Annotated in this window: 19 protein-coding genes; 7 read left to right on the top strand and 12 right to left on the bottom strand. The window is 58.9% G+C overall.

All coding sequences use genetic code 11. The features are described from left to right. Window positions 1-6: 6 nt before the first annotated feature. Together ICA15_RS05305 and pdxH are read left to right on the top strand one after the other, a co-directional pair. On the top strand, window positions 7-1125 hold the full coding sequence (locus tag ICA15_RS05305) for an OmpA family protein (protein WP_210553823.1): 1119 nt from the start codon (window positions 7-9) through the stop codon (window positions 1123-1125). A gap of 24 nt (window positions 1126-1149) precedes the next feature. Further along, complete coding sequence (gene pdxH / locus ICA15_RS05300) at window positions 1150-1797, top strand: pyridoxamine 5'-phosphate oxidase (RefSeq protein ID WP_150618036.1); 648 nt, start codon at window positions 1150-1152, stop codon at window positions 1795-1797. A 5-nt stretch (window positions 1798-1802) separates the two neighbouring features. On the opposite strand, the gene ICA15_RS05295 is transcribed toward pdxH, so the two are convergent. Then, window positions 1803-2039, bottom strand: coding sequence for a hypothetical protein (locus ICA15_RS05295; RefSeq protein ID WP_047300016.1), 237 nt, complete (start codon window positions 2037-2039; stop codon window positions 1803-1805). Window positions 2040-2215: 176 nt separating this feature from the next. Here ICA15_RS05295 and ICA15_RS05290 point away from each other — a divergent pair, with 176 nt between their 5' ends. After that, on the top strand, window positions 2216-2680 hold the full coding sequence (locus ICA15_RS05290; RefSeq protein WP_150604944.1) for a glycine zipper 2TM domain-containing protein: 465 nt from the start codon (window positions 2216-2218) through the stop codon (window positions 2678-2680). A 57-nt stretch (window positions 2681-2737) separates the two neighbouring features. Here the strand turns inward: ICA15_RS05290 and ICA15_RS05285 are convergent, their stop codons facing one another. The 4 genes from ICA15_RS05285 to nhaA form a co-directional block, all read right to left on the bottom strand. Further along, the gene (locus ICA15_RS05285; protein WP_210553822.1) at window positions 2738-2977 is read right to left on the bottom strand and encodes a hypothetical protein; all 240 of its coding nucleotides are present in this window, start codon (window positions 2975-2977) and stop codon (window positions 2738-2740) included. An 8-nt stretch (window positions 2978-2985) separates the two neighbouring features. Then, entirely contained in the window at window positions 2986-3243 is a 258-nt protein-coding gene (locus tag ICA15_RS05280) for a colicin E3-like toxin immunity protein (protein WP_395602003.1), read from the bottom strand. 4 nt (window positions 3244-3247) lie between these two features. Then, complete coding sequence (locus ICA15_RS05275) at window positions 3248-4480, bottom strand: colicin E3/pyocin S6 family cytotoxin (RefSeq protein ID WP_210553821.1); 1233 nt, start codon at window positions 4478-4480, stop codon at window positions 3248-3250. 187 nt (window positions 4481-4667) lie between these two features. Continuing rightward, window positions 4668-5858 carry a Na+/H+ antiporter NhaA gene (gene nhaA / locus ICA15_RS05270; protein ID WP_210553820.1) on the bottom strand — a complete coding sequence of 397 codons (1191 nt, stop codon included), beginning with the start codon at window positions 5856-5858 and terminating at the stop codon, window positions 4668-4670. Window positions 5859-6111: 253 nt separating this feature from the next. Here nhaA and ICA15_RS05265 point away from each other — a divergent pair, with 253 nt between their 5' ends. Next, the gene (locus tag ICA15_RS05265) at window positions 6112-7206 is read left to right on the top strand and encodes a PLP-dependent cysteine synthase family protein (protein WP_411959645.1); all 1095 of its coding nucleotides are present in this window, start codon (window positions 6112-6114) and stop codon (window positions 7204-7206) included. Window positions 7207-7296: 90 nt separating this feature from the next. On the opposite strand, the gene ICA15_RS05260 is transcribed toward ICA15_RS05265, so the two are convergent. From ICA15_RS05260 to ICA15_RS05250, 3 genes are all read right to left on the bottom strand, one after another. Then, window positions 7297-8910 carry an NAD(P)/FAD-dependent oxidoreductase gene (locus tag ICA15_RS05260; protein WP_210553819.1) on the bottom strand — a complete coding sequence of 538 codons (1614 nt, stop codon included), beginning with the start codon at window positions 8908-8910 and terminating at the stop codon, window positions 7297-7299. A gap of 97 nt (window positions 8911-9007) precedes the next feature. Then, on the bottom strand, window positions 9008-9661 hold the full coding sequence (locus tag ICA15_RS05255; protein ID WP_042557980.1) for a COG3650 family protein: 654 nt from the start codon (window positions 9659-9661) through the stop codon (window positions 9008-9010). Window positions 9662-9780: 119 nt separating this feature from the next. Then, window positions 9781-10380, bottom strand: a complete 600-nt coding sequence (locus ICA15_RS05250; protein ID WP_210553818.1) for a short chain dehydrogenase — start codon at window positions 10378-10380, stop codon at window positions 9781-9783. Between the two features lie 104 nt (window positions 10381-10484). Here ICA15_RS05250 and ICA15_RS05245 point away from each other — a divergent pair, with 104 nt between their 5' ends. Continuing rightward, on the top strand, window positions 10485-11399 hold the full coding sequence (locus tag ICA15_RS05245) for a LysR family transcriptional regulator (protein WP_150618030.1): 915 nt from the start codon (window positions 10485-10487) through the stop codon (window positions 11397-11399). 127 nt (window positions 11400-11526) lie between these two features. Here ICA15_RS05245 and ICA15_RS05240 read toward each other — a convergent pair whose 3' ends face one another. The 4 genes from ICA15_RS05240 to ICA15_RS05225 are packed head-to-tail and all read right to left on the bottom strand — an operon-like array spanning window position 11527 to window position 13973. Beyond that, entirely contained in the window at window positions 11527-12003 is a 477-nt protein-coding gene (locus tag ICA15_RS05240) for a DoxX family protein (protein ID WP_210553817.1), read from the bottom strand. Then, complete coding sequence (locus tag ICA15_RS05235; RefSeq protein ID WP_210553816.1) at window positions 12000-12758, bottom strand: DUF2063 domain-containing protein; 759 nt, start codon at window positions 12756-12758, stop codon at window positions 12000-12002. The genes ICA15_RS05240 and ICA15_RS05235 overlap by 4 nt, the downstream gene beginning before the upstream one ends. Continuing rightward, on the bottom strand, window positions 12755-13642 hold the full coding sequence (locus ICA15_RS05230; protein WP_210553815.1) for a DUF692 domain-containing protein: 888 nt from the start codon (window positions 13640-13642) through the stop codon (window positions 12755-12757). Before ICA15_RS05230 ends, ICA15_RS05235 begins: the two co-directional genes overlap by 4 nt. Before the next feature lie 25 nt (window positions 13643-13667). After that, window positions 13668-13973: a DUF2282 domain-containing protein gene (locus ICA15_RS05225; protein ID WP_210553814.1), complete on the bottom strand. Its 306-nt coding sequence runs from the start codon at window positions 13971-13973 to the stop codon at window positions 13668-13670. Between the two features lie 219 nt (window positions 13974-14192). Between ICA15_RS05225 and ICA15_RS05220 the strand changes: the two genes are divergently transcribed. Together ICA15_RS05220 and ICA15_RS05215 are read left to right on the top strand one after the other, a co-directional pair. Then, a complete protein-coding gene (locus ICA15_RS05220) occupies window positions 14193-15590 on the top strand; it encodes a DUF2599 domain-containing protein (RefSeq protein WP_210553813.1) in 1398 nt (465 codons plus the stop codon). A 34-nt stretch (window positions 15591-15624) separates the two neighbouring features. Beyond that, a complete protein-coding gene (locus ICA15_RS05215) occupies window positions 15625-16863 on the top strand; it encodes a DUF2599 domain-containing protein (protein ID WP_210553812.1) in 1239 nt (412 codons plus the stop codon). Window positions 16864-16927 lie beyond the last annotated feature (64 nt).

The following is a 16927-nucleotide window of genomic DNA, read 5'->3' as shown; positions in this document are numbered from 1 at the left end:
TTTTCAATGTCAGCTAAAACGACTCTCGCCCTGGCCCTGTGTGTTGCGATCACCGGTTGTGCACAGACTCCTAAAAACGACGCGGACGGCGGCACCTGGTGGCCGTTCGGTTCTTCCGACAAAGTGGCGGCCAATGAGCCTGCACCGACTCCAGCTGCAGCTCCGGCGCCGCTGAAACCTGCCGCCACCGCGCCGGTTGCCAAGGCTGAAAGCAGCAATCCCTGGTACTGGCCGTTCGGCTCTGATGATGCAGCTGTCAAAGCTGACATGAAGGCCGAAGTAGCACCTGAAGCGAAAAAACCGGTCACCGTAGCCAAGGCTGAAGCTGACGCAGGTGGAAAATGGTGGTGGCCGTTCGGCGGCAAGGATCAGCCTGTGGCCAAAGCGGTGCCGATGCCGGATCCGAAAGTCACCCAGGCCTGGCTCGACGACTACGAGCCGCGTCTGCGCACCGCCATCAAGGACAGCAATCTGCAACTCGAGCGCCGTGAAAACGTGCTGGTGGTCACCGCGCCGGTCGAAGGTTCGTTCAACCCGGATCGCCCGGCAATGTTGCTGCCAGTCACCCTCGGCCCGTTCACCCGTGTGGCGAAAATCCTCGAAGCCGACCCGAAAACTGCGGTGCTTGTACTGGGCCACAGCGACACCAGCGGTGCAGCCCCGGCTAACACCAAACTGAGTCAGGAACGTGCCCAGGCCATTGCGGCGATTTTCCGCCTCAGCGGCTTGCAGCGTGATCGCCTGATGCTGCGCGGCATGGGCTCTGAGGCGCCACGTGCCGCCAACGACAGCGTTGAAGGGCGAGCCTTGAACCGTCGTGTTGAACTGCTGGTCACCCCGCAAAACACCATGGTTGCGTTGCTCAGCAAATACAACATGCCGGCGCCGAAGCCAGTGACTATGGTTGCTGCGCAAGAGGTCAAGCCAGTGGCTAAACCAGTAACACCAGCCCCGGCCGCGAAGAAAGCTGCTGTACCAGCCGCCAAAAAGGCCCCAGCCAAGAAAGCTGCCGCCAAGGCACCGGCGAAAAAGGCTCCAGCCAAAGCTCCAGCGAAGAAGACCGCGCCAGCCAAAGCCGCCGCGACCGACAAGAAAGTCGCCGCCACCGATGCCGCCAAGAAGTGATCCGCTAACGAAAAGGAATGCGCCATGACCCAGGCTCTGGCAGATATGCGTCGTGATTACACCCGTGATGGCCTGACCGAGGCGCAAGCCCCGGCCGAGCCGTTTGCGCTGTTTCACCAGTGGTTTGCCGATGCGGTGAAAACCGAGCAGGCGCCGGTGGAAGCCAACGCCATGACCGTGGCCACAGTAGATGCCGACGGGCGTCCGCATTGCCGCATTCTGTTGCTCAAGGGCCTGGACGAGCAGGGTTTCACCTTCTTCACCAACTACGAAAGTGCCAAGGGGCAGCATCTGGCGGCGAATCCGTTTGCGGCCATGACCTTCTTCTGGCCGACCCTTGAGCGCCAGGTGCGCATCGAAGGTCGGGTGGTGAAGGTCACGCCTGCAGAGTCCGATGCGTATTACCAAGTGCGTCCATTGGGCAGCCGTCTCGGTGCCTGGGCGTCGCCGCAGAGCCGGGTGATCGGCGGGCGAGGGGAGCTGGAAGATTTGCTCAAGGCCACCGAGCAGCGCTTCAGCGATACCCAGCCGGATTGCCCGGAACACTGGGGCGGTTATCGCTTGCTGCCCGAGCGCATCGAGTTCTGGCAGGGCCGTCCGAGCCGACTGCACGATCGCCTCAACTACCGTTTGCAAGGCGCCGACTGGATTCTTGAACGTCTGGCACCTTAAGCAGTCTACCGAGCGAGATAGCCTGCCGCTGCGGCCTCCAGCCACATCGGCAGGTCTCTACGTTTGATCTTCAGCGCTTGAGCGCGGGCCAACTGATCGAGCATGAAGGCACGTTTGCCTTCATCTTTGCCGGCCAGTGACAGCGCCAGGTCGCGGTCCATCCAGCGTTTGATCCGCAAGTACAACCACCCGTGGAAGTACAGACCGGCAACGGTGGTAACGACGATGATGAAGTAATCCATGAAAATCCTCGGGGCGGTGGCGCAGGATCGGCCATTTGGCGCTAAGGTAGGGCTTCTGACAGAAGCGCACAGGCGTCTGTACCTCGCCTGAATGAAAGCCAATTTATCCGCACTGCGTCGTGACAGACGTCAAGCTGCAGAGTTTAATGAATAGATGTTCTTTTGGAGTTGATGCTATGCGTAAGTCTGTTCTGCTGATTGCTTCCTTTTCCACGATGGCGATGTTGCTTACCGGCTGCCAATCGAGCCTGACCGGCGACTCCTACTCCCGTGACGAAGCGCGTCGCGTGCAGACGATTCGCATGGGCACCATCGAATCCCTGCGTCCGGTCAAAATCGAAGGCACCAAGACCCCGATCGGCGGCGCAGCAGGCGCTGTGGTCGGCGGTGTTGGTGGCAGCGCTATCGGCGGCGGCAAGGGCAGTATCGTTGCTGCTGTCATCGGTGCGGTGGCGGGTGGTCTGCTCGGTTCCGCAACCGAAGAAGGCCTTACCCGTACTCAAGGCGTGGAAATCACCGTTCGTGAAGACGACGGCAGCATGCGCGCCTACGTGCAGCAGGTTCAGGAGAATGAAGTGTTCCGTGTTGGTGAGCGAGTACGGATTTCGACTGTTGACGGGACTAGCCGCGTTTCGCACTAAGCGGAATTTAGGGTAAAGAAAACCCCGATCAGGTGACTGGTCGGGGTTTTTATATATTTACCGGGTGTTCACGTTACACGTCAGCTGGAAAAAGCACTGATGGTCATGAACTTTTTTGGCGAGTAATTTTTCCAACGCCTCAAGCTGATGCACTTCAAGATCGTAGCCTTCCCAGCCCCATTGTTCTTCCGTCCAACCCATGATGAGTTTTATTTTTTCATCATGTCCGCACGGAAGTTTTTCCTCGAATACGAGAAGGTCAGTCGTTTTGTCGAAGGCCTCAATGATGTAGATCATGTGCAGTACTACCAGTTGTCGCTGTACTCAAAAGCAATTTGATAGTCGTATATGTCCATGGCGATAGGGTGCTGAAAAAAAGGCTGAATAATGTCGACCCAGTGTCCTAGGACATTGAATCCTCCATTGTTGATATTGTTTTCCACTGGGATCCCCAATGCATTTAGTACGGACTCATCGTCGCCTAAATCCTTGGACAATTCCTCGCCTTGCCCAATGGCGGTTCTCTTGTCGTACCACTCCAAAACTATTTTCAGTCCCATCATTACCTCACAAGTATTTTTTTCGGATGCTTCTTTCAGGCTTGGGATCTTCTCGTCGTTCCCCTGTCGCAGGGTCAAACGCTCCCAAATGGGCTCCATCACTTGCACGATATTCTTCCAGTTCACCGTGCATTGAGTCCCATTCGTAAATTCTCTTGCCCTTGGCATCTGTCCATCGTTTTCGAAGTCCTCCACCACCTTGTACCGGATTCATTTTTTTGGCGGTCTTCAGACCGGGGAACGCGGTGATTTCTTCTGTTTTCGGAGGTTGATGATAGCTATGTCCCGCGGTCGCTAAACCTTTACGCGCCTCGTTGATTACGATGTAGAGCGGTTTGACACCCGAACCCACCGGAAACACCAGAATGAAATCCTCGTACTCCGGCGGATAAACCGGATTTACCAGAATCCCATCCGCCGCTTTCGTCGGTGGAAAAACCCAGATATGCGGTGCCTGCGGGGCGGCCTCCAGCGCCGGAATACCGAGGATGTCTGAGCCATCCACGGCCGGGGTCCAGATCAGTTCGACACCTCTATCTTTGTCCAGAACCGCGACGAACTGGCCGTCGCGCACGATGAATTGCACGACATCCACCATTTCCCAATCGCGATTCTTACCGGTATAGAAGGCGTATCCCTTGAGGCGACCGTCGGCCTGCTGTTCGATTCGCAGGCGTACGCGGGTGCGGGCCTGTTTGAGGGCGCGCAGTTGATCGTCGGTGTAGAGAGCGCTGTCGCCAAGGCTTGACGGCATGAATAGCGCGACCAATCCCACCAGGGTGGCCGCTGCGGTACTGGCGGCGACGGCAGGTAACGCTTCGAAGGCAGAGCCGGCCAGAGTAAAACCACCGATCCCCGTTGGGGTGGCGGTCGCGCTGATTTTCTTCAGCGCAACAGCGCCGTTCGCATCAGCCTCACGGGCGCCCAGCAGAATCAGCTCGCCGTAATCCTTCAGGCTATCGGTCGGCACCATCCCGGAAGGGTTGGAGTAATCAATGATCGCGTCTGGCAACTTGCAGGACTTGGCGAATACGCAGCCGGCGCGGATGGGTTCGGGCTTTTTGGCGGCAACTTCAAGGGCTCGCTCAAACGCGTCCTGTCGCGCCAACATGGCGTCATAAGCGTTTTGTCGGGCGTCGCGTTCAGCGAGTTCGCTGGACGTCATATAGCGGTAAGTGACGTGATGGCCGTCACCCGCGGGTGGGTTGGAAACCCGGGGAATGTCCTTGTTGCGAGCCACTGATCGTCCTTGCGTTCATCCATCGACAGTCCCTTGGAAAGGGCTGCACGACGTTAACGAAGCACGGGAGTTGTGGCTGTAGGACGAGTCGCTAATGAGGTGGGGATTGTTCGCTACTTATGTGAAGAGCGCGTAACTTATGGCGAGGGAGCAAGCTCCCTCGCCACAAAAGCCCTTCACAAACGTTTTATGTATTCGGCAAAGCAGTGCTCTTGCGGCTCGCCGCCGCCGTCACTGCATAACCAATCAACGCGGCGAACAGCGAGCCGGTCAGAATGCCCATTCGGTCCATGCCCGCGTACTCACTGGCACCCGGAACGAAGGCTAGCGAACCGACAAACAGGCTCATGGTGAAGCCGATTCCGCAAAGAATCGCGACCCCCAGCACCTGACCCCAATTGGCGCCCTGAGGCAGGGCGGCGATGCCCATCTTCACGGCCAGCCAGGTCAGGCCGAACACACCGACGGTCTTGCCCAGCAACAGGCCCACTGCAATGCCCATGGGTACGTGATGGGTGAAGCTTTCGACGGTGACGCCACTCAGCGACAGGCCAGCGTTGGCGAACGCGAACAGTGGCAAGATGCCGTAGGCGACCCATGGATGCAGCGCGTGTTCGAGGGTCAGCAGCGGCGAAGGCTCGGCGTTTTTCGTGCGCAGCGGAATGCAGAAGGCCAGGGTTACGCCGGCCAACGTCGCGTGCACACCGCTCTTGAGTACGCACACCCACAGGATCAGGCCGATGATCATGTACGGGCCAATCTTGACCACGCCGAGGCGGTTCAGCGCCACCAATGCGGCAATGCACGCCGCTGCCAGACCCAGCGACAGGGTCGAGAGATCGCCGGAGTAGAAGATCGCAATGATCACGATGGCGCCGAGGTCATCGATGATCGCCAGCGTCATCAGGAACAGCTTCAACGACACCGGTACGCGTTTGCCAAGCAGGGCCAGTACGCCGAGGGCGAAGGCGATGTCGGTGGCGGTCGGGATCGCCCAACCGTCGAGGGCAGCAGGGTTGTCGCGGTTGAGGAACCAGTAGATCAACGCCGGCACCAGCATGCCGCCAATAGCGGCCGCACCGGGCAGGACGAGCTGCGATGGCCTGGACAACTGACCGTCAAGCACCTCGCGCTTCACTTCCAGGCCGATCAGCAGGAAGAACAGCGCCATCAAGCCGTCGTTGATCCACAGCAGCAGGGGTTTAGCGATTTTCAACGCACCGATCTGCGCCACCACCGGGGTGTCGAGCAGGCCCGTGTACAGCCACGACAGCTGTGAGTTGTTGATAATCAAAGCGAGGATGGCCGCAGCGATCAGTAATAGACCGCTGGCAGCTTCCAACTGAAAGAAACGCGTGAAAGTGCTACGCAGAGGCAAGGTCGCTCTCCATCGATAAGTCAAAAAGGTGGAACACCCTAACCCGTACCGTTAGTTGTTAAAACAAAAGTTATATTCTTTTTTGTTATATGTCGTTACAACGCGTCTGCTGCAAAAGCCAAGGTCAGCCTAGCAGTTGCCTGACACATTGAGACTCAGCTGTATCTGTGCGCGATGCAGGAATTTTCCTAAGCTTGCGAGAGAGCCTTCGAGGAGGCTGAACTCCCGCCCGATTCGACCGAGAACCCTGACCATGAGCGACAACCGACAGTGGGCCCGCGAAGCCATCCGCATCATTGAAGCGGATTTCCAGCGCAGCGCCGACACCCACCTGATCCCCTTGCCGCTGCCGGGTTTTGCGGGCATCGAGTTGTATTTCAAGGACGAATCCAGTCATCCGACCGGCAGCCTCAAGCATCGTCTGGCCCGCTCATTGTTCCTCTATGCACTGTGTAACGGCTGGCTCAAACCCGGTGCGCCGGTGATTGAGGCGTCCAGCGGTTCGACGGCGATTTCCGAAGCGTATTTCGCGCGCATGCTGGGTCTGCCGTTTATTGCGGTGATGCCGGCGACCACGTCCAAAGAGAAAATTGCCCAGATCGCTTTCTACGGTGGGCAAAGCCACCTGGTGAAAGATCCGACGCAGATCTACGCCGAATCCGAACGCCTGGCTCGCGAGCACGGCGGCCACTTCATCGACCAGTTCACCTATGCCGAGCGCGCCACCGACTGGCGGGCGAACAACAATATCGCCGAATCGATCTTCCAGCAGATGCGCTACGAGCAGCATCCCGAGCCGAGCTGGCTGATTTCCAGCCCCGGCACCGGCGGCACCACCGCTACCCTCGGCCGTTACGTACGCTATCGTCAGCACTGCACCCGCGTGTTGTGTGCGGACGCCGAACGGTCGGTGTTTTTCGATTACTACCAGACTGGCGACGCCAGCCTGCGCCTGGATTGCGGTTCGCGGATCGAAGGCATCGGTCGGCCACGGGTGGAGGCGTCCTTCCTGCCCAAGGTGATCGATGCGATGGTCAAGGTGCCGGACGCCTTGTCACTGGCGGCCATGCATTATCTGGCGCAGCGGCTGGGACGGCACGTCGGTGGGTCGAGCGGGACCAATCTGATTGGCGCACTGATGGCGGCGCAGCAGATGAAAGCGGCGGGGGAATCGGGTTCTATCGTGGCGATTCTGTGCGATGGCGGCGAGCGTTATGCCGACACCTACTACGATCAGCAATGGCTCGAGGCTCAGGGGTATGAGCTGGACGGGTTGATCGAGGCAGTGGCGGCGAGTGCCGAGCGTGGTGAGGCGCTGCCGACCTCTGTCCTGCGCGCCAACATTTAAAAGCAAAAAGATCGCAGCCTTCGGCAGCTCCTACAAGAGAATACATTCCTGTAGGAGCTGCCGAAGGCTGCGATCTTTTGATCTTGAGATTTACGCTTTGAGGCCCAGAATATCCCGAGCCACAGCCTCGGCAATCCGAATCCCGTCGACACCCGCCGACAGAATCCCGCCCGCATAACCCGCGCCTTCACCGGCCGGGAACAAGCCCTTCACGTTCATGCTCTGCAGCGTTTCGTTGCGCGTGATGCGCAGTGGCGACGATGTGCGCGTCTCGATCCCGGTCAACACCGCATCGTGCAGCGAGTAACCGCGAATCTGCTTCTCGAACGCCGGCAAGGCTTCGCGAATCGCTTCAATAGCGAAGTCCGGCAGCGCCAGCGACAGATCACCCAACGCGACTCCCGGCTTGTACGACGGCTCGACTTCCCCCAGTTCGGTGGAAGGAATGTCGTTGATGAAGTCGCCGACCAGTTGCGCCGGCGCCTTGTAATCGCTGCCGCCGAGGATGAACGCGTGGGATTCGAGGCGTTCCTGCAACTCGATCCCGGCCAGCGGGCCGCCCGGATAATCGACTTCCGGGGTGATGCCGACAACGATGCCGGAGTTGGCATTGCGCTCGTTACGCGAGTATTGGCTCATGCCATTGGTGACCACCCGGTTCGGCTCGGAAGTCGCCGCCACCACGGTGCCGCCCGGGCACATGCAGAAGCTGTAGACCGAACGGCCGTTCTTGGCGTGGTGCACCAGTTTGTAGTCGGCGGCTCCCAACTTGGGGTGGCCGGCGTACTTGCCCAGACGCGCACGGTCGATCAGCGATTGCGGGTGTTCAATACGGAAACCCACCGAGAACGGCTTGGCTTCCATGAACACGCCACGGCTGTGGAGCATGCGGAACGTGTCGCGGGCGCTGTGGCCGAGGGCCAGAACCACATGTCTGGAGTGCAGGGTTTCGCCGCTGGCCAGTTGCACGCCGACCAATTGGCCGTCTTCGATGAGCACGTCGCTGACGCGCTCCTGGAAGCGTACTTCGCCACCCAGCTCGCGGATCTGCTCGCGCATGTTTTCAACCATGCCGGTCAGACGGAACGTACCGATGTGCGGCTTGCTGACGTAAAGGATTTCTTCCGGTGCGCCGGCCTTGACGAACTCGTGCAGAACCTTGCGGCCCAGGAACTTCGGATCCTTGATCTGGCTGTACAGCTTGCCGTCGGAGAATGTGCCCGCGCCGCCTTCGCCGAACTGCACGTTGGACTCAGGGTTAAGCACACTTTTACGCCACAGGCCCCAGGTGTCCTTCGTGCGCTGACGGACTTCGGTGCCGCGTTCCAGAACGATCGGCTTGAAGCCCATTTGCGCCAGCAGCAGGCCGGCAAAGATTCCGCACGGACCGAAACCGACCACGATCGGGCGCTGGTTCAGGTCACTCGGCGCCTGGCCGACGAATTTGTAGCTGACATCCGGCGCCACGTTGACGTTACGGTCGTCGGCGAACTTGCCCAACACCTTGGCCTCGTCGCGCACGTTGAGGTCGATGGTGTAGATGAAGCACAGTTCGGAGGACTTTTTGCGCGCGTCGTAGCTGCGCTTGAACAAGGTGAAATCGAGCAGGTCATCGCTGGCGATGCCCAGACGCTGCACGATGGCAACGCGCAGGTCTTCTTCGGGATGGTCGATTGGCAGCTTGAGTTCAGTGATTCGTAACATGGCGAGGATCCGGGTTCGCGGGGCGCACAACTGCGCCAGGGCGTTTGAAGGCCGGGATTATAAGCCGCAAAGGCCGGATCCGGTGAGGCTAAAACACTCAGTCGTTACGCGATCCGCCGAAATACCCGCAGCCGCGCTGCACCTGGCCATCGATACGCAGCTCGGCGCTCATGTGCTGCACGCTGCCAGTGCTGCTGTCGACGCAGCGCTGCGGTGCGACCCACAATTCGATGCGCTGATTGTTGGCTTCACTGCTCAGATTGAAGCGGCCATCGCCCAGTTGTTCTTCAACATAAGGCACGGCGAGTGGTGGCTGACCGTCGCGGTCGATGACCATGCCTTTGCCGCTGACCTTGACGTTCCATTCCGGGCCATGGCCGGCAGCACGCAGGATCAATAGCTTGAAATTGGGGTCATCGCAGGCTGTGCCGGAGCGCTCGACGCGATACAACTGAGTCAGATCGAGTCGGTCGCCGGCGACCTTGCCGCGCACGTCGGCGAACAGCTTGCCTTGTTCATCGGCGAGGGTGGCGGCCTCTTGCAGGACGCTGGTGCCGCCGATGTCGTTGACCACGTATTGACGTTGATCCTGACACGGCTGGAACACCAGTTTGCCGTCGGCTGCGGTCAGTTGCCCCTGCATCCGCGTCTGCCCCACATGCGAGGCACTTTCACGCTGGCCATCGAACAACTGGCACGCGGCGAATAACGGCAACAGGGCAACAAGGACTAACGAACGGGCAACACGCATCTTCGACTCTCCAGACAAGTGCCGCCACGTTACGCAGCCTGTCAGGCAAATGCAAAAAGCGCCTACAGGGAAACGCATAATCTCCTGTAGGAGCTGCCGAAGGCTGCGCTCCTTTGATCTTAACCTACGTGAAACGTCTGACCGGTTTGCAGGCCTTCGACACTCTTGGCGTAGGCCAACGCCACATCTGCCGCAGGAACCGGCTTGTAGCCACGGAAATACGGGGCGTAACTGCCCATCGCTTCCAGCACAACGGTCGGGCTGATCGAGTTCACCCGCAGGCCTCGCGGCAGCTCGATGGCGGCAGCACGGACGAAGCTGTCGAGGGCGCCGTTGACCAGCGCAGCCGAGGCGCCGCTGCGGATCGGATCGTGGCTGAGTACGCCAGTGGTGAAAGTGAACGAGGCGCCGTCGTTGGCGAACTCTCGGCCGATCAGCAGTAGGTTGACCTGGCCCATCAGTTTGTCTTTGAGACCCAGTGCAAAGCTGTCCTCACTCATCTCACCTAGCGGGGCGAATGTCACGTTGCCGGCGGCGCAGACCAGTGCATCGAACTTGCCGGTCTGCTCGAAGAGCTTGCGAATCGACGCACTGTCGCTGATATCGACGTGGAAATCACCGCTGTTGCGGCCGATTCGGATGACTTCGTGACGTTGCGACAGTTCTTTGTCCACGGCCGAACCGATGGTGCCGCCAGCGCCTATCAACAGAATTTTCATCGTGCTGTGCCTCAAGTGATTGAACGAGGTTTCAATTTAGAGTGGTTTTTCCTGTGGATAAACGCGCTAATGGGCAACCTTTGGTTTTCAAATGGAAACAATCCATGAGCGAAATGGATGATCTGGCCGCGTTTGCCGTGTTGATCGAGGCTGGCAGTTTCACCTTGGCAGCGCAGCAACTGGGTTGCAGCAAAGGCCAGTTGTCCAAGCGCATCAGTCAGCTGGAAGCGCGGTTTTCCGTCGTCCTGCTACAGCGTACGACCCGACGTTTAAGCCTGACCGCCGCCGGTGCGGCATTGTTGCCCCAAGCGCAGGCACTTGTAGTCCAGGTGGAAAGGGCACGTCAGGCATTGGCGCGGTTGAAGGACGACATGGCCGGGCCGGTGCGTATGACGGTTCCGGTTTCGCTGGGAGAAACCTTCTTCGACGGTCTGCTGCTGGATTTTTCGCAGCAATACCCCGAGGTGCAGATCGAGCTGGAACTGAACAACAGCTACCGCGATCTTTCGCGGGATGGTTTTGACCTGGCGATTCGCAGCGAGGTCGCCAATGACGAACGACTGGTGGCCAAACCGCTGCTGGCCTGGCAGGAAATGACGTGTGCCAGTCCTGACTATCTCGAGCGCTTCGGCGAGCCAATGACGCCCCAGGCACTGGCCGAACACCGCTGTTTGCTCAACAGTCACTACAGCGGTCGCGAGGAATGGTTGTACCACCAGCAACACGAATTGCTGCGGGTGCGGGTGTCGGGGCCGTTCGCCAGCAACCATTACAATCTGCTCAAAAAAGCCGCGCTCACCGGCGCCGGCATCGCCCGCTTGCCTTCGTACCTGCTGCAAGCGGAACTGGCTGACGGGCGATTGCGCTGGCTCCTGCGCGACTACCAGACCCGGCGCATGCCGATGTATCTGGTGCATCCGTATCAGGGCGGGTTGCCGAAACGCACGCAGGTATTGGCGGACTATTTGATTGGCTGGTTCAAACGTAGCGGCGAGGCGTTGGATCGCCTGTCTCAATAACATCGACTCCCCCGTGTAGGAGCTGCCGAAGGCTGCGATCTTTTGACTTTTAAGATCAAAAGATCGCAGCCTTCGGCAGCTCCTACAGGGATCTCAGCGATTCGACGATTTCGGTCGTTTCAGGGATTCAGCGGTTGTAGTGTCGGGCAATCAGATGATCAATCGACAGCCTGCCCGGGCCACGGGCCATCAGGAACAGCAACACCGCCGCCCAGGTGCCGTGAGTCGGATAGGCATCCGGATATACAAACAACTGAATGGTCAGGGTCATGCCCAGCAGCGCCAACGCCGAAAAGCGTGTAGCGAAGCCAATCAGGATCAGAAGAGGGAAGAAGTGCTCAGCAAACGCTGCCATGTGCGCCGCAATCTCGGGGGAAAGCAGCGGCACGTGGTACTCGCTTTCGAACAGCGGAATCGTCGAATCAGCCAGGCGCGGCCAGCCCAACTGAAAGGTGCCGTCGACCAGATCGATGGCCAGGCCTTCGACCTTGGTCTGGCCTGATTTCCAGAACACCGCTGCAATCGAGAAGCGCGCCAGAAAGGCGATCAGGCTGTGGGGGATTTTTTCCAGCAGCGCGATGGCGCGGATGATCAGGTTATTCATGGCTGTTCCTTGAATTTCAGATGAGTGATGGCGTTGTGCGCGATCAGCAGACCGAGGGTTTGGGCCAGATCGAATGCCGGACTGTTTTCCGCTGCCGCCAGCAGTGGCTGGCCTTCGATCAGATGGCGAATGAATGTGCTGGCGCCGGGTTCAAGCGCAAACACTTCAACCTCCAGACCGTTGCGCAGTACCAGTGCGTGCTGTTCGCAGGTGAGGTCGATGCCGGCAAGTGTTGCCTCCTGCTGATGCGCCGCCCAGATCGCAACCACTGCATGGGCTGAATCCAGCAGGTGCAGGGACGGATGCAGTTCGAAACGCAGGTCGCTCAACACCTGCGGATCGTTCAGTGCCTCTGCGATCTGTTCCGGGCGCACGGGCTCGGCATCGGCGGCGTGGTAGGCGCAGGTGCGCAGGTGTTCCAAGCGCGCGATGTCGGCCAGATAGGGCACGCTGGAGGCCGGCTCAAACGCGACTATGAAATCCGCAAAATCTTCGCCGTAACGGCTCATCAACGGACTTCGCGGCGGCTGGCCCCGGACGAAAATGGCCGCCATGGCACGAAAGAATTCCTCGCCAACCAATTGCATGACCACCGGGTAACTGTCCGCCAGCGCATTGATCAACGAACTCTGCACGTTGTTGCGATACACCGCGAAACGGCCCTCAGGATCGGCGCCGTTGGCACTGCACAAGCCTTCGGGGCAAGGCAATTCAGCGTTGAGCAGCGCGGCGCAGAAGGCGGCGTGAGTGCTCATGACGTACGCCTCGCACGCAGCAACAACTCATCGGCGTGCTGCGCCTCGGCCAGCAACACGTTGAACGGTGGCACCTGATTGTCACGCTCGATCAGCGTCGCCACCGGGCCAATGCGTTCCAGCACTTGGCGGTACAAATCCCAGACCGCTTGATCAATGGGCGCGCCGTGATCGTCGATCAGCAAGCGGTCGCCGAGGCTGTCGGAATCTTCGGCAAAACCGGCCAGATGAATTTCGCCGACCGCGTGCAACGGCAACGCATCGAGATAAGCCAAGGGATCGCGCTGATGATTGACGCACGACACGTAGACATTGTTGACGTCGAGCAGCAAACCGCAGCCGCTGCGCCGGATCACTTCAGCAATGAAATCCGCTTCGTCGATGGTCGAGCGTTGGAAGGCCAGATAAGACGCCGGATTCTCCAGCAGCATGGGGCGTTTGAGGGTGTTCTGCACTTGGTCGATATGCTCGCAAACACGGTTCAGCGTCGGCTCGTCATACGCCAGCGGCAACAGATCATTGAGGAACACCGGGCCATGGCTGGACCATGCCAGATGTTCGGAAAAGGATTGCGGTTGATAGCGCTCGATCAACTCACCGAGACGCTGCAAATGCTGAACGTCCAGTGGTCCTTCAGCACCGATGGACAGTCCGACACCGTGCAACGACAACGGATATTGCTCGCGAATCAAACCCAGGAAATGGTGAAACGGGCCGCCAGCGACCATGTAGTTTTCGGCGTGGACTTCGAAAAAACCGATGTCCGGCTGCGAACCGAGCACTTCACGAAAGTGCCCGGTCTTGAGCCCCAACCCGGCGCGGGGCGGGAGCGCTGCGCAGGCTGCCTGAGTGCGGGGGAGGGCATGGTCGTGGGTTGTGAACATGATCGTCACTCAGGCAGGCGGCAAGTCAGGATTTGGCTTTGAAGGCGTCCATCTGACCGAAGCCGGTCGGCGAGGTTTTGCTCTCAGTGGTGGCGCAGGTGCCTTCCGGAACGAGTTTCCAGGCGTTGGCCTGGTAATCCATTTTCGAGGTGCCGGCACAGGTGGTGCCAGCGCCCGTCGCGCAATCGTTCTTGCCTTTCAATGCCACGCCGAAGCATTTTTCCATTTTGGTGTCAGCGGCCTGAGCGGTCGAAACGCTAGCGATGCTCAGCGCAGAACCAAGGGCCAGAACCAGGGCGGTGGCGGACAGGGTGCGGGTAGTAGCAGTCATGGTGTTTCTCCAGATTCAGCTTGGGTTGTACAAGCGAAGTGCGCTTGCTTGTCCCTCTAGAGAAACGACACGGCGATGCGTTACAGCCCGTACAAATCTTTTTCAAAAAATACGCTGCCCATGCGGTAGCTCCTGCATCGACCGAGGCGAGTTGTTGCGCGTGTTCTATAGTCAGTTCAACGGCCATTTCCACAGGCCGATTTACCAGGACGGTATCTCATGACAATGGATCGCTCAGACTCCGGTGTGCTATCGCGTTGGATTCCTTCTTTCGCCCTGGCCTGCACACTGCCTTTACTGTGCACTACGGTTGCCGCCCAGCCGCCGCTTGATCCGCAGGACACGCTCAGGCGAATCAACCACAACTACAACACCCTCAAGCAAGAGTGCCAGGAGCCGGATACCGGTGCCGCGCGTGGTCTCTACTATTGCAGTGGCGTGACCTTGCGCATGGTCAACGACGGGCCCTTCAACCCGTGGGACTACAGCCCTTATGCGGTCAAGATCGGCGCGACGTCCTACTCCTGGATCCGCAAGGATCTGAGCACCCGGATCCTCATTCATCCGGCCGGTTTGATCCTGCGTAACCCGACCGATGCTGCAGCGTTGAATCTGCCGGTCAAGGAGCAGGGCTTCACCTGCATCTACGCGTTCGATGGCGGTACCGGGCCGGAGCGCAAATGGTATGGCTGCGGCTTTTTCGACAGCCGTGAGCCTCCACGTGCGGCCCAAGGCGTGTTGAATAACCGCAATGCCGCTCTGGCCTACGGCACCTGCGCTGAAGCCGGCGTCAGCACCGCCGAGCAGTGGACGCAGAAGTACACCGGGCTGATGAAGGGCCCTATCCAGTACAGCCAGTGTTCCTGGAACGCGGAAAAGCCCAGTGACTGGAACGCCATGATCCGTGTGCACGAATCACGACCGAACACCACCAACAGAGACCCCTTCGCGTTCAGTGGCCAGGTCAACGAGTTCATGTTGAAAAATGCCACGGCGACCAACGACGGCAGCGAAAACATGAAGTACATCGATGCCTTTATCTACAACGTCAACAGCACGCAGAACTTCGCCACCCGTGGTGATCAGGCCGCGCCGAAACCGGAGAACGGTCTGAACAGTGCGCGCAGTTTCCAGAGAAAACTCCAGGCTCAAGGCTACAGCGTGCCGATTCTGCGACTGGACTTCACCAAACCTGCGGAGCAGCGTTTCAGCTATGTCGCGGCTGATCAGGCGATAGACCTGACGGCTTCTGGCGGTGAGCCGTCGACGCCGACGCCGGCTGTGTCTGCACCGAGCTATATCGCTTCGGCCAACTGGATCAAGCGTTACGACCCCGGCACCCGCAAGGATGAATGGAGCTTGAGCGTCGTCCCCACAGCAGCAGGTCGCGCGTTGCCAAACGAGCAGGTCGGCGCTTTGTACGACCAGTTGCTTGCTCGCAACGGCGCCGACAGCAATTGGCGTGACAATGAAAAATCGGCCGGCAGCATGCGTCAGCAATTGAGCTGTGTTCTGGGTAATTACCGCAACAAAACGCCGTGGAATCTCGAGCCATTCCGACCGGCGTTATCGGACAGCGAAACGCGGGCTGCGGGTTGCAATCCGCTCCAGCGTTGAAGGTGTGTGTTGGCTAATCAAGGAGATGCAAGCCATGAAAAAACGCTTGAACAGAATCGCTCCATTACTCATGTTCCCGCTGTTGGTGCAGGCGACATGGGCCAATGCCGAGTCATGCGACGAGACGCTGAAAAAGGTTGAGTCGTTGTACAACAAAACAGTCGACAGTTGCGGTCAGGATCCCGCCTCGGACTGTTCGGGATTGCTGGTCAGGGGCACGCACCGCGCCGACCCTGCCAAGGGGCAAAAATGGGACGTCTGGAATCCCAGTCCGAAAGCCGTGGAGATAGGCGCTTTTGCCGCCTCGTACATGCGGGCCGACGGCATCAGTTATGAAGACCCGGGGATGAGTACTCAGAATGGTTATCTCATTACGCCAAGGGATCTGATACGCGACCCCGAGACACCAGTGCATGTCTATTGCGCTTTTCCCAACGACGCCTGGACTGACTTTCGCAATGACCGCGGCTGTGGTGACAACAAAAACACCGCGCCAACCGAGGCTGTTTGCCAGTCCATGGCGCCGCCCATCCTGAGTCCGAATGCCTGGCTGGCGCACTTCAGCAAATTCAACAACAACCGCCAGCAAGACCAGTTGCAGTGTGGGTTCAACATGCGCAATCCGATGAGCAGCAAGGAACGGGTCGATGCCTTTCGCAACTTCCTGGGGGCGCGCAAAGTCATCAATAGTCGTGAGTTTCAAACCCAGACTGAATTGCGACTGGGCAATCCAAAGACCGATGAGCTACCCATTCTGGCGTTTTTCTACAGCGATCAACGTGGCTTGAACGACGCCATGGCCAATCAGCGCGATTACAAAGCCAAAACAGGCAAGGATCGCAACATCATCAAGATCGATTTTCCCAGAACGCCAGTCGCCAAGGCCTCTTTCTCATGCATTCAGACCTCGACGCCACCGGCACAGCAATTCTGTGGCAAGTACATCGAATCCAGCACCTGGGTACAACGTCCCGATCCGAAACTCGGGCCGAACACCTGGTCGCTTTCGGTGGTACCGACCGCTTGCGGCCGGGCAATCAAGGATGATCAGACCGATCGCATGTTTGCCGAGTTGTACAACAAGCATAAAGACGATCAGCAATGGCGCGAGTACAGCGTCAATGGCGGCTCCCTGCGTCGGCAGATGGTTTGTCATCTGGCAGCCACCTACGACGGCAAGCCTGTCAGGAACAAGCCTGAGTGGAACCTTGAACCGGCACGGCCTTACGTTGATCAGGCGACGGCGATAGCGCAACACTGCAATCCGTACTGAGGCGGATTATCTGACGGCCCGTTGCCCTGTAGGAGCTGCCGAAGGCTGCGATCTTTTGATTGTA

The organism is Pseudomonas sp. P116 (genome assembly GCF_020149425.1).
Lineage (GTDB): Bacteria > Pseudomonadota > Gammaproteobacteria > Pseudomonadales > Pseudomonadaceae > Aquipseudomonas > Aquipseudomonas anatoliensis.
This window is presented reverse-complemented; position numbering and strand designations above follow the sequence as displayed.

Bases quoted from the DNA above. Each gene is read 5' to 3' on its own strand.
- ICA15_RS05305 (WP_210553823.1), top strand. From the start codon at position 7: ATGTCAGCTAAAACGACTCTCGCCCTGGCCCTGTGTGTTGCGATCACC.
- pdxH (WP_150618036.1), top strand. From the start codon at position 1,150: ATGACCCAGGCTCTGGCAGATATGCGTCGTGATTACACCCGTGATGGC.
- ICA15_RS05295 (WP_047300016.1), bottom strand. From the start codon at position 2,039: ATGGATTACTTCATCATCGTCGTTACCACCGTTGCCGGTCTGTACTTC.
- ICA15_RS05290 (WP_150604944.1), top strand. From the start codon at position 2,216: ATGCGTAAGTCTGTTCTGCTGATTGCTTCCTTTTCCACGATGGCGATG.
- ICA15_RS05285 (WP_210553822.1), bottom strand. From the start codon at position 2,977: ATGATCTACATCATTGAGGCCTTCGACAAAACGACTGACCTTCTCGTA.
- ICA15_RS05280 (WP_395602003.1), bottom strand. From the start codon at position 3,243: ATGATGGGACTGAAAATAGTTTTGGAGTGGTACGACAAGAGAACCGCC.
- ICA15_RS05265 (WP_411959645.1), top strand. From the start codon at position 6,112: ATGAGCGACAACCGACAGTGGGCCCGCGAAGCCATCCGCATCATTGAA.
- ICA15_RS05260 (WP_210553819.1), bottom strand. From the start codon at position 8,910: ATGTTACGAATCACTGAACTCAAGCTGCCAATCGACCATCCCGAAGAA.
- ICA15_RS05255 (WP_042557980.1), bottom strand. From the start codon at position 9,661: ATGCGTGTTGCCCGTTCGTTAGTCCTTGTTGCCCTGTTGCCGTTATTC.
- ICA15_RS05250 (WP_210553818.1), bottom strand. From the start codon at position 10,380: ATGAAAATTCTGTTGATAGGCGCTGGCGGCACCATCGGTTCGGCCGTG.
- ICA15_RS05245 (WP_150618030.1), top strand. From the start codon at position 10,485: ATGAGCGAAATGGATGATCTGGCCGCGTTTGCCGTGTTGATCGAGGCT.
- ICA15_RS05240 (WP_210553817.1), bottom strand. From the start codon at position 12,003: ATGAATAACCTGATCATCCGCGCCATCGCGCTGCTGGAAAAAATCCCC.
- ICA15_RS05235 (WP_210553816.1), bottom strand. From the start codon at position 12,758: ATGAGCACTCACGCCGCCTTCTGCGCCGCGCTGCTCAACGCTGAATTG.
- ICA15_RS05230 (WP_210553815.1), bottom strand. From the start codon at position 13,642: ATGTTCACAACCCACGACCATGCCCTCCCCCGCACTCAGGCAGCCTGC.
- ICA15_RS05225 (WP_210553814.1), bottom strand. From the start codon at position 13,973: ATGACTGCTACTACCCGCACCCTGTCCGCCACCGCCCTGGTTCTGGCC.
- ICA15_RS05220 (WP_210553813.1), top strand. From the start codon at position 14,193: ATGACAATGGATCGCTCAGACTCCGGTGTGCTATCGCGTTGGATTCCT.
- ICA15_RS05215 (WP_210553812.1), top strand. From the start codon at position 15,625: ATGAAAAAACGCTTGAACAGAATCGCTCCATTACTCATGTTCCCGCTG.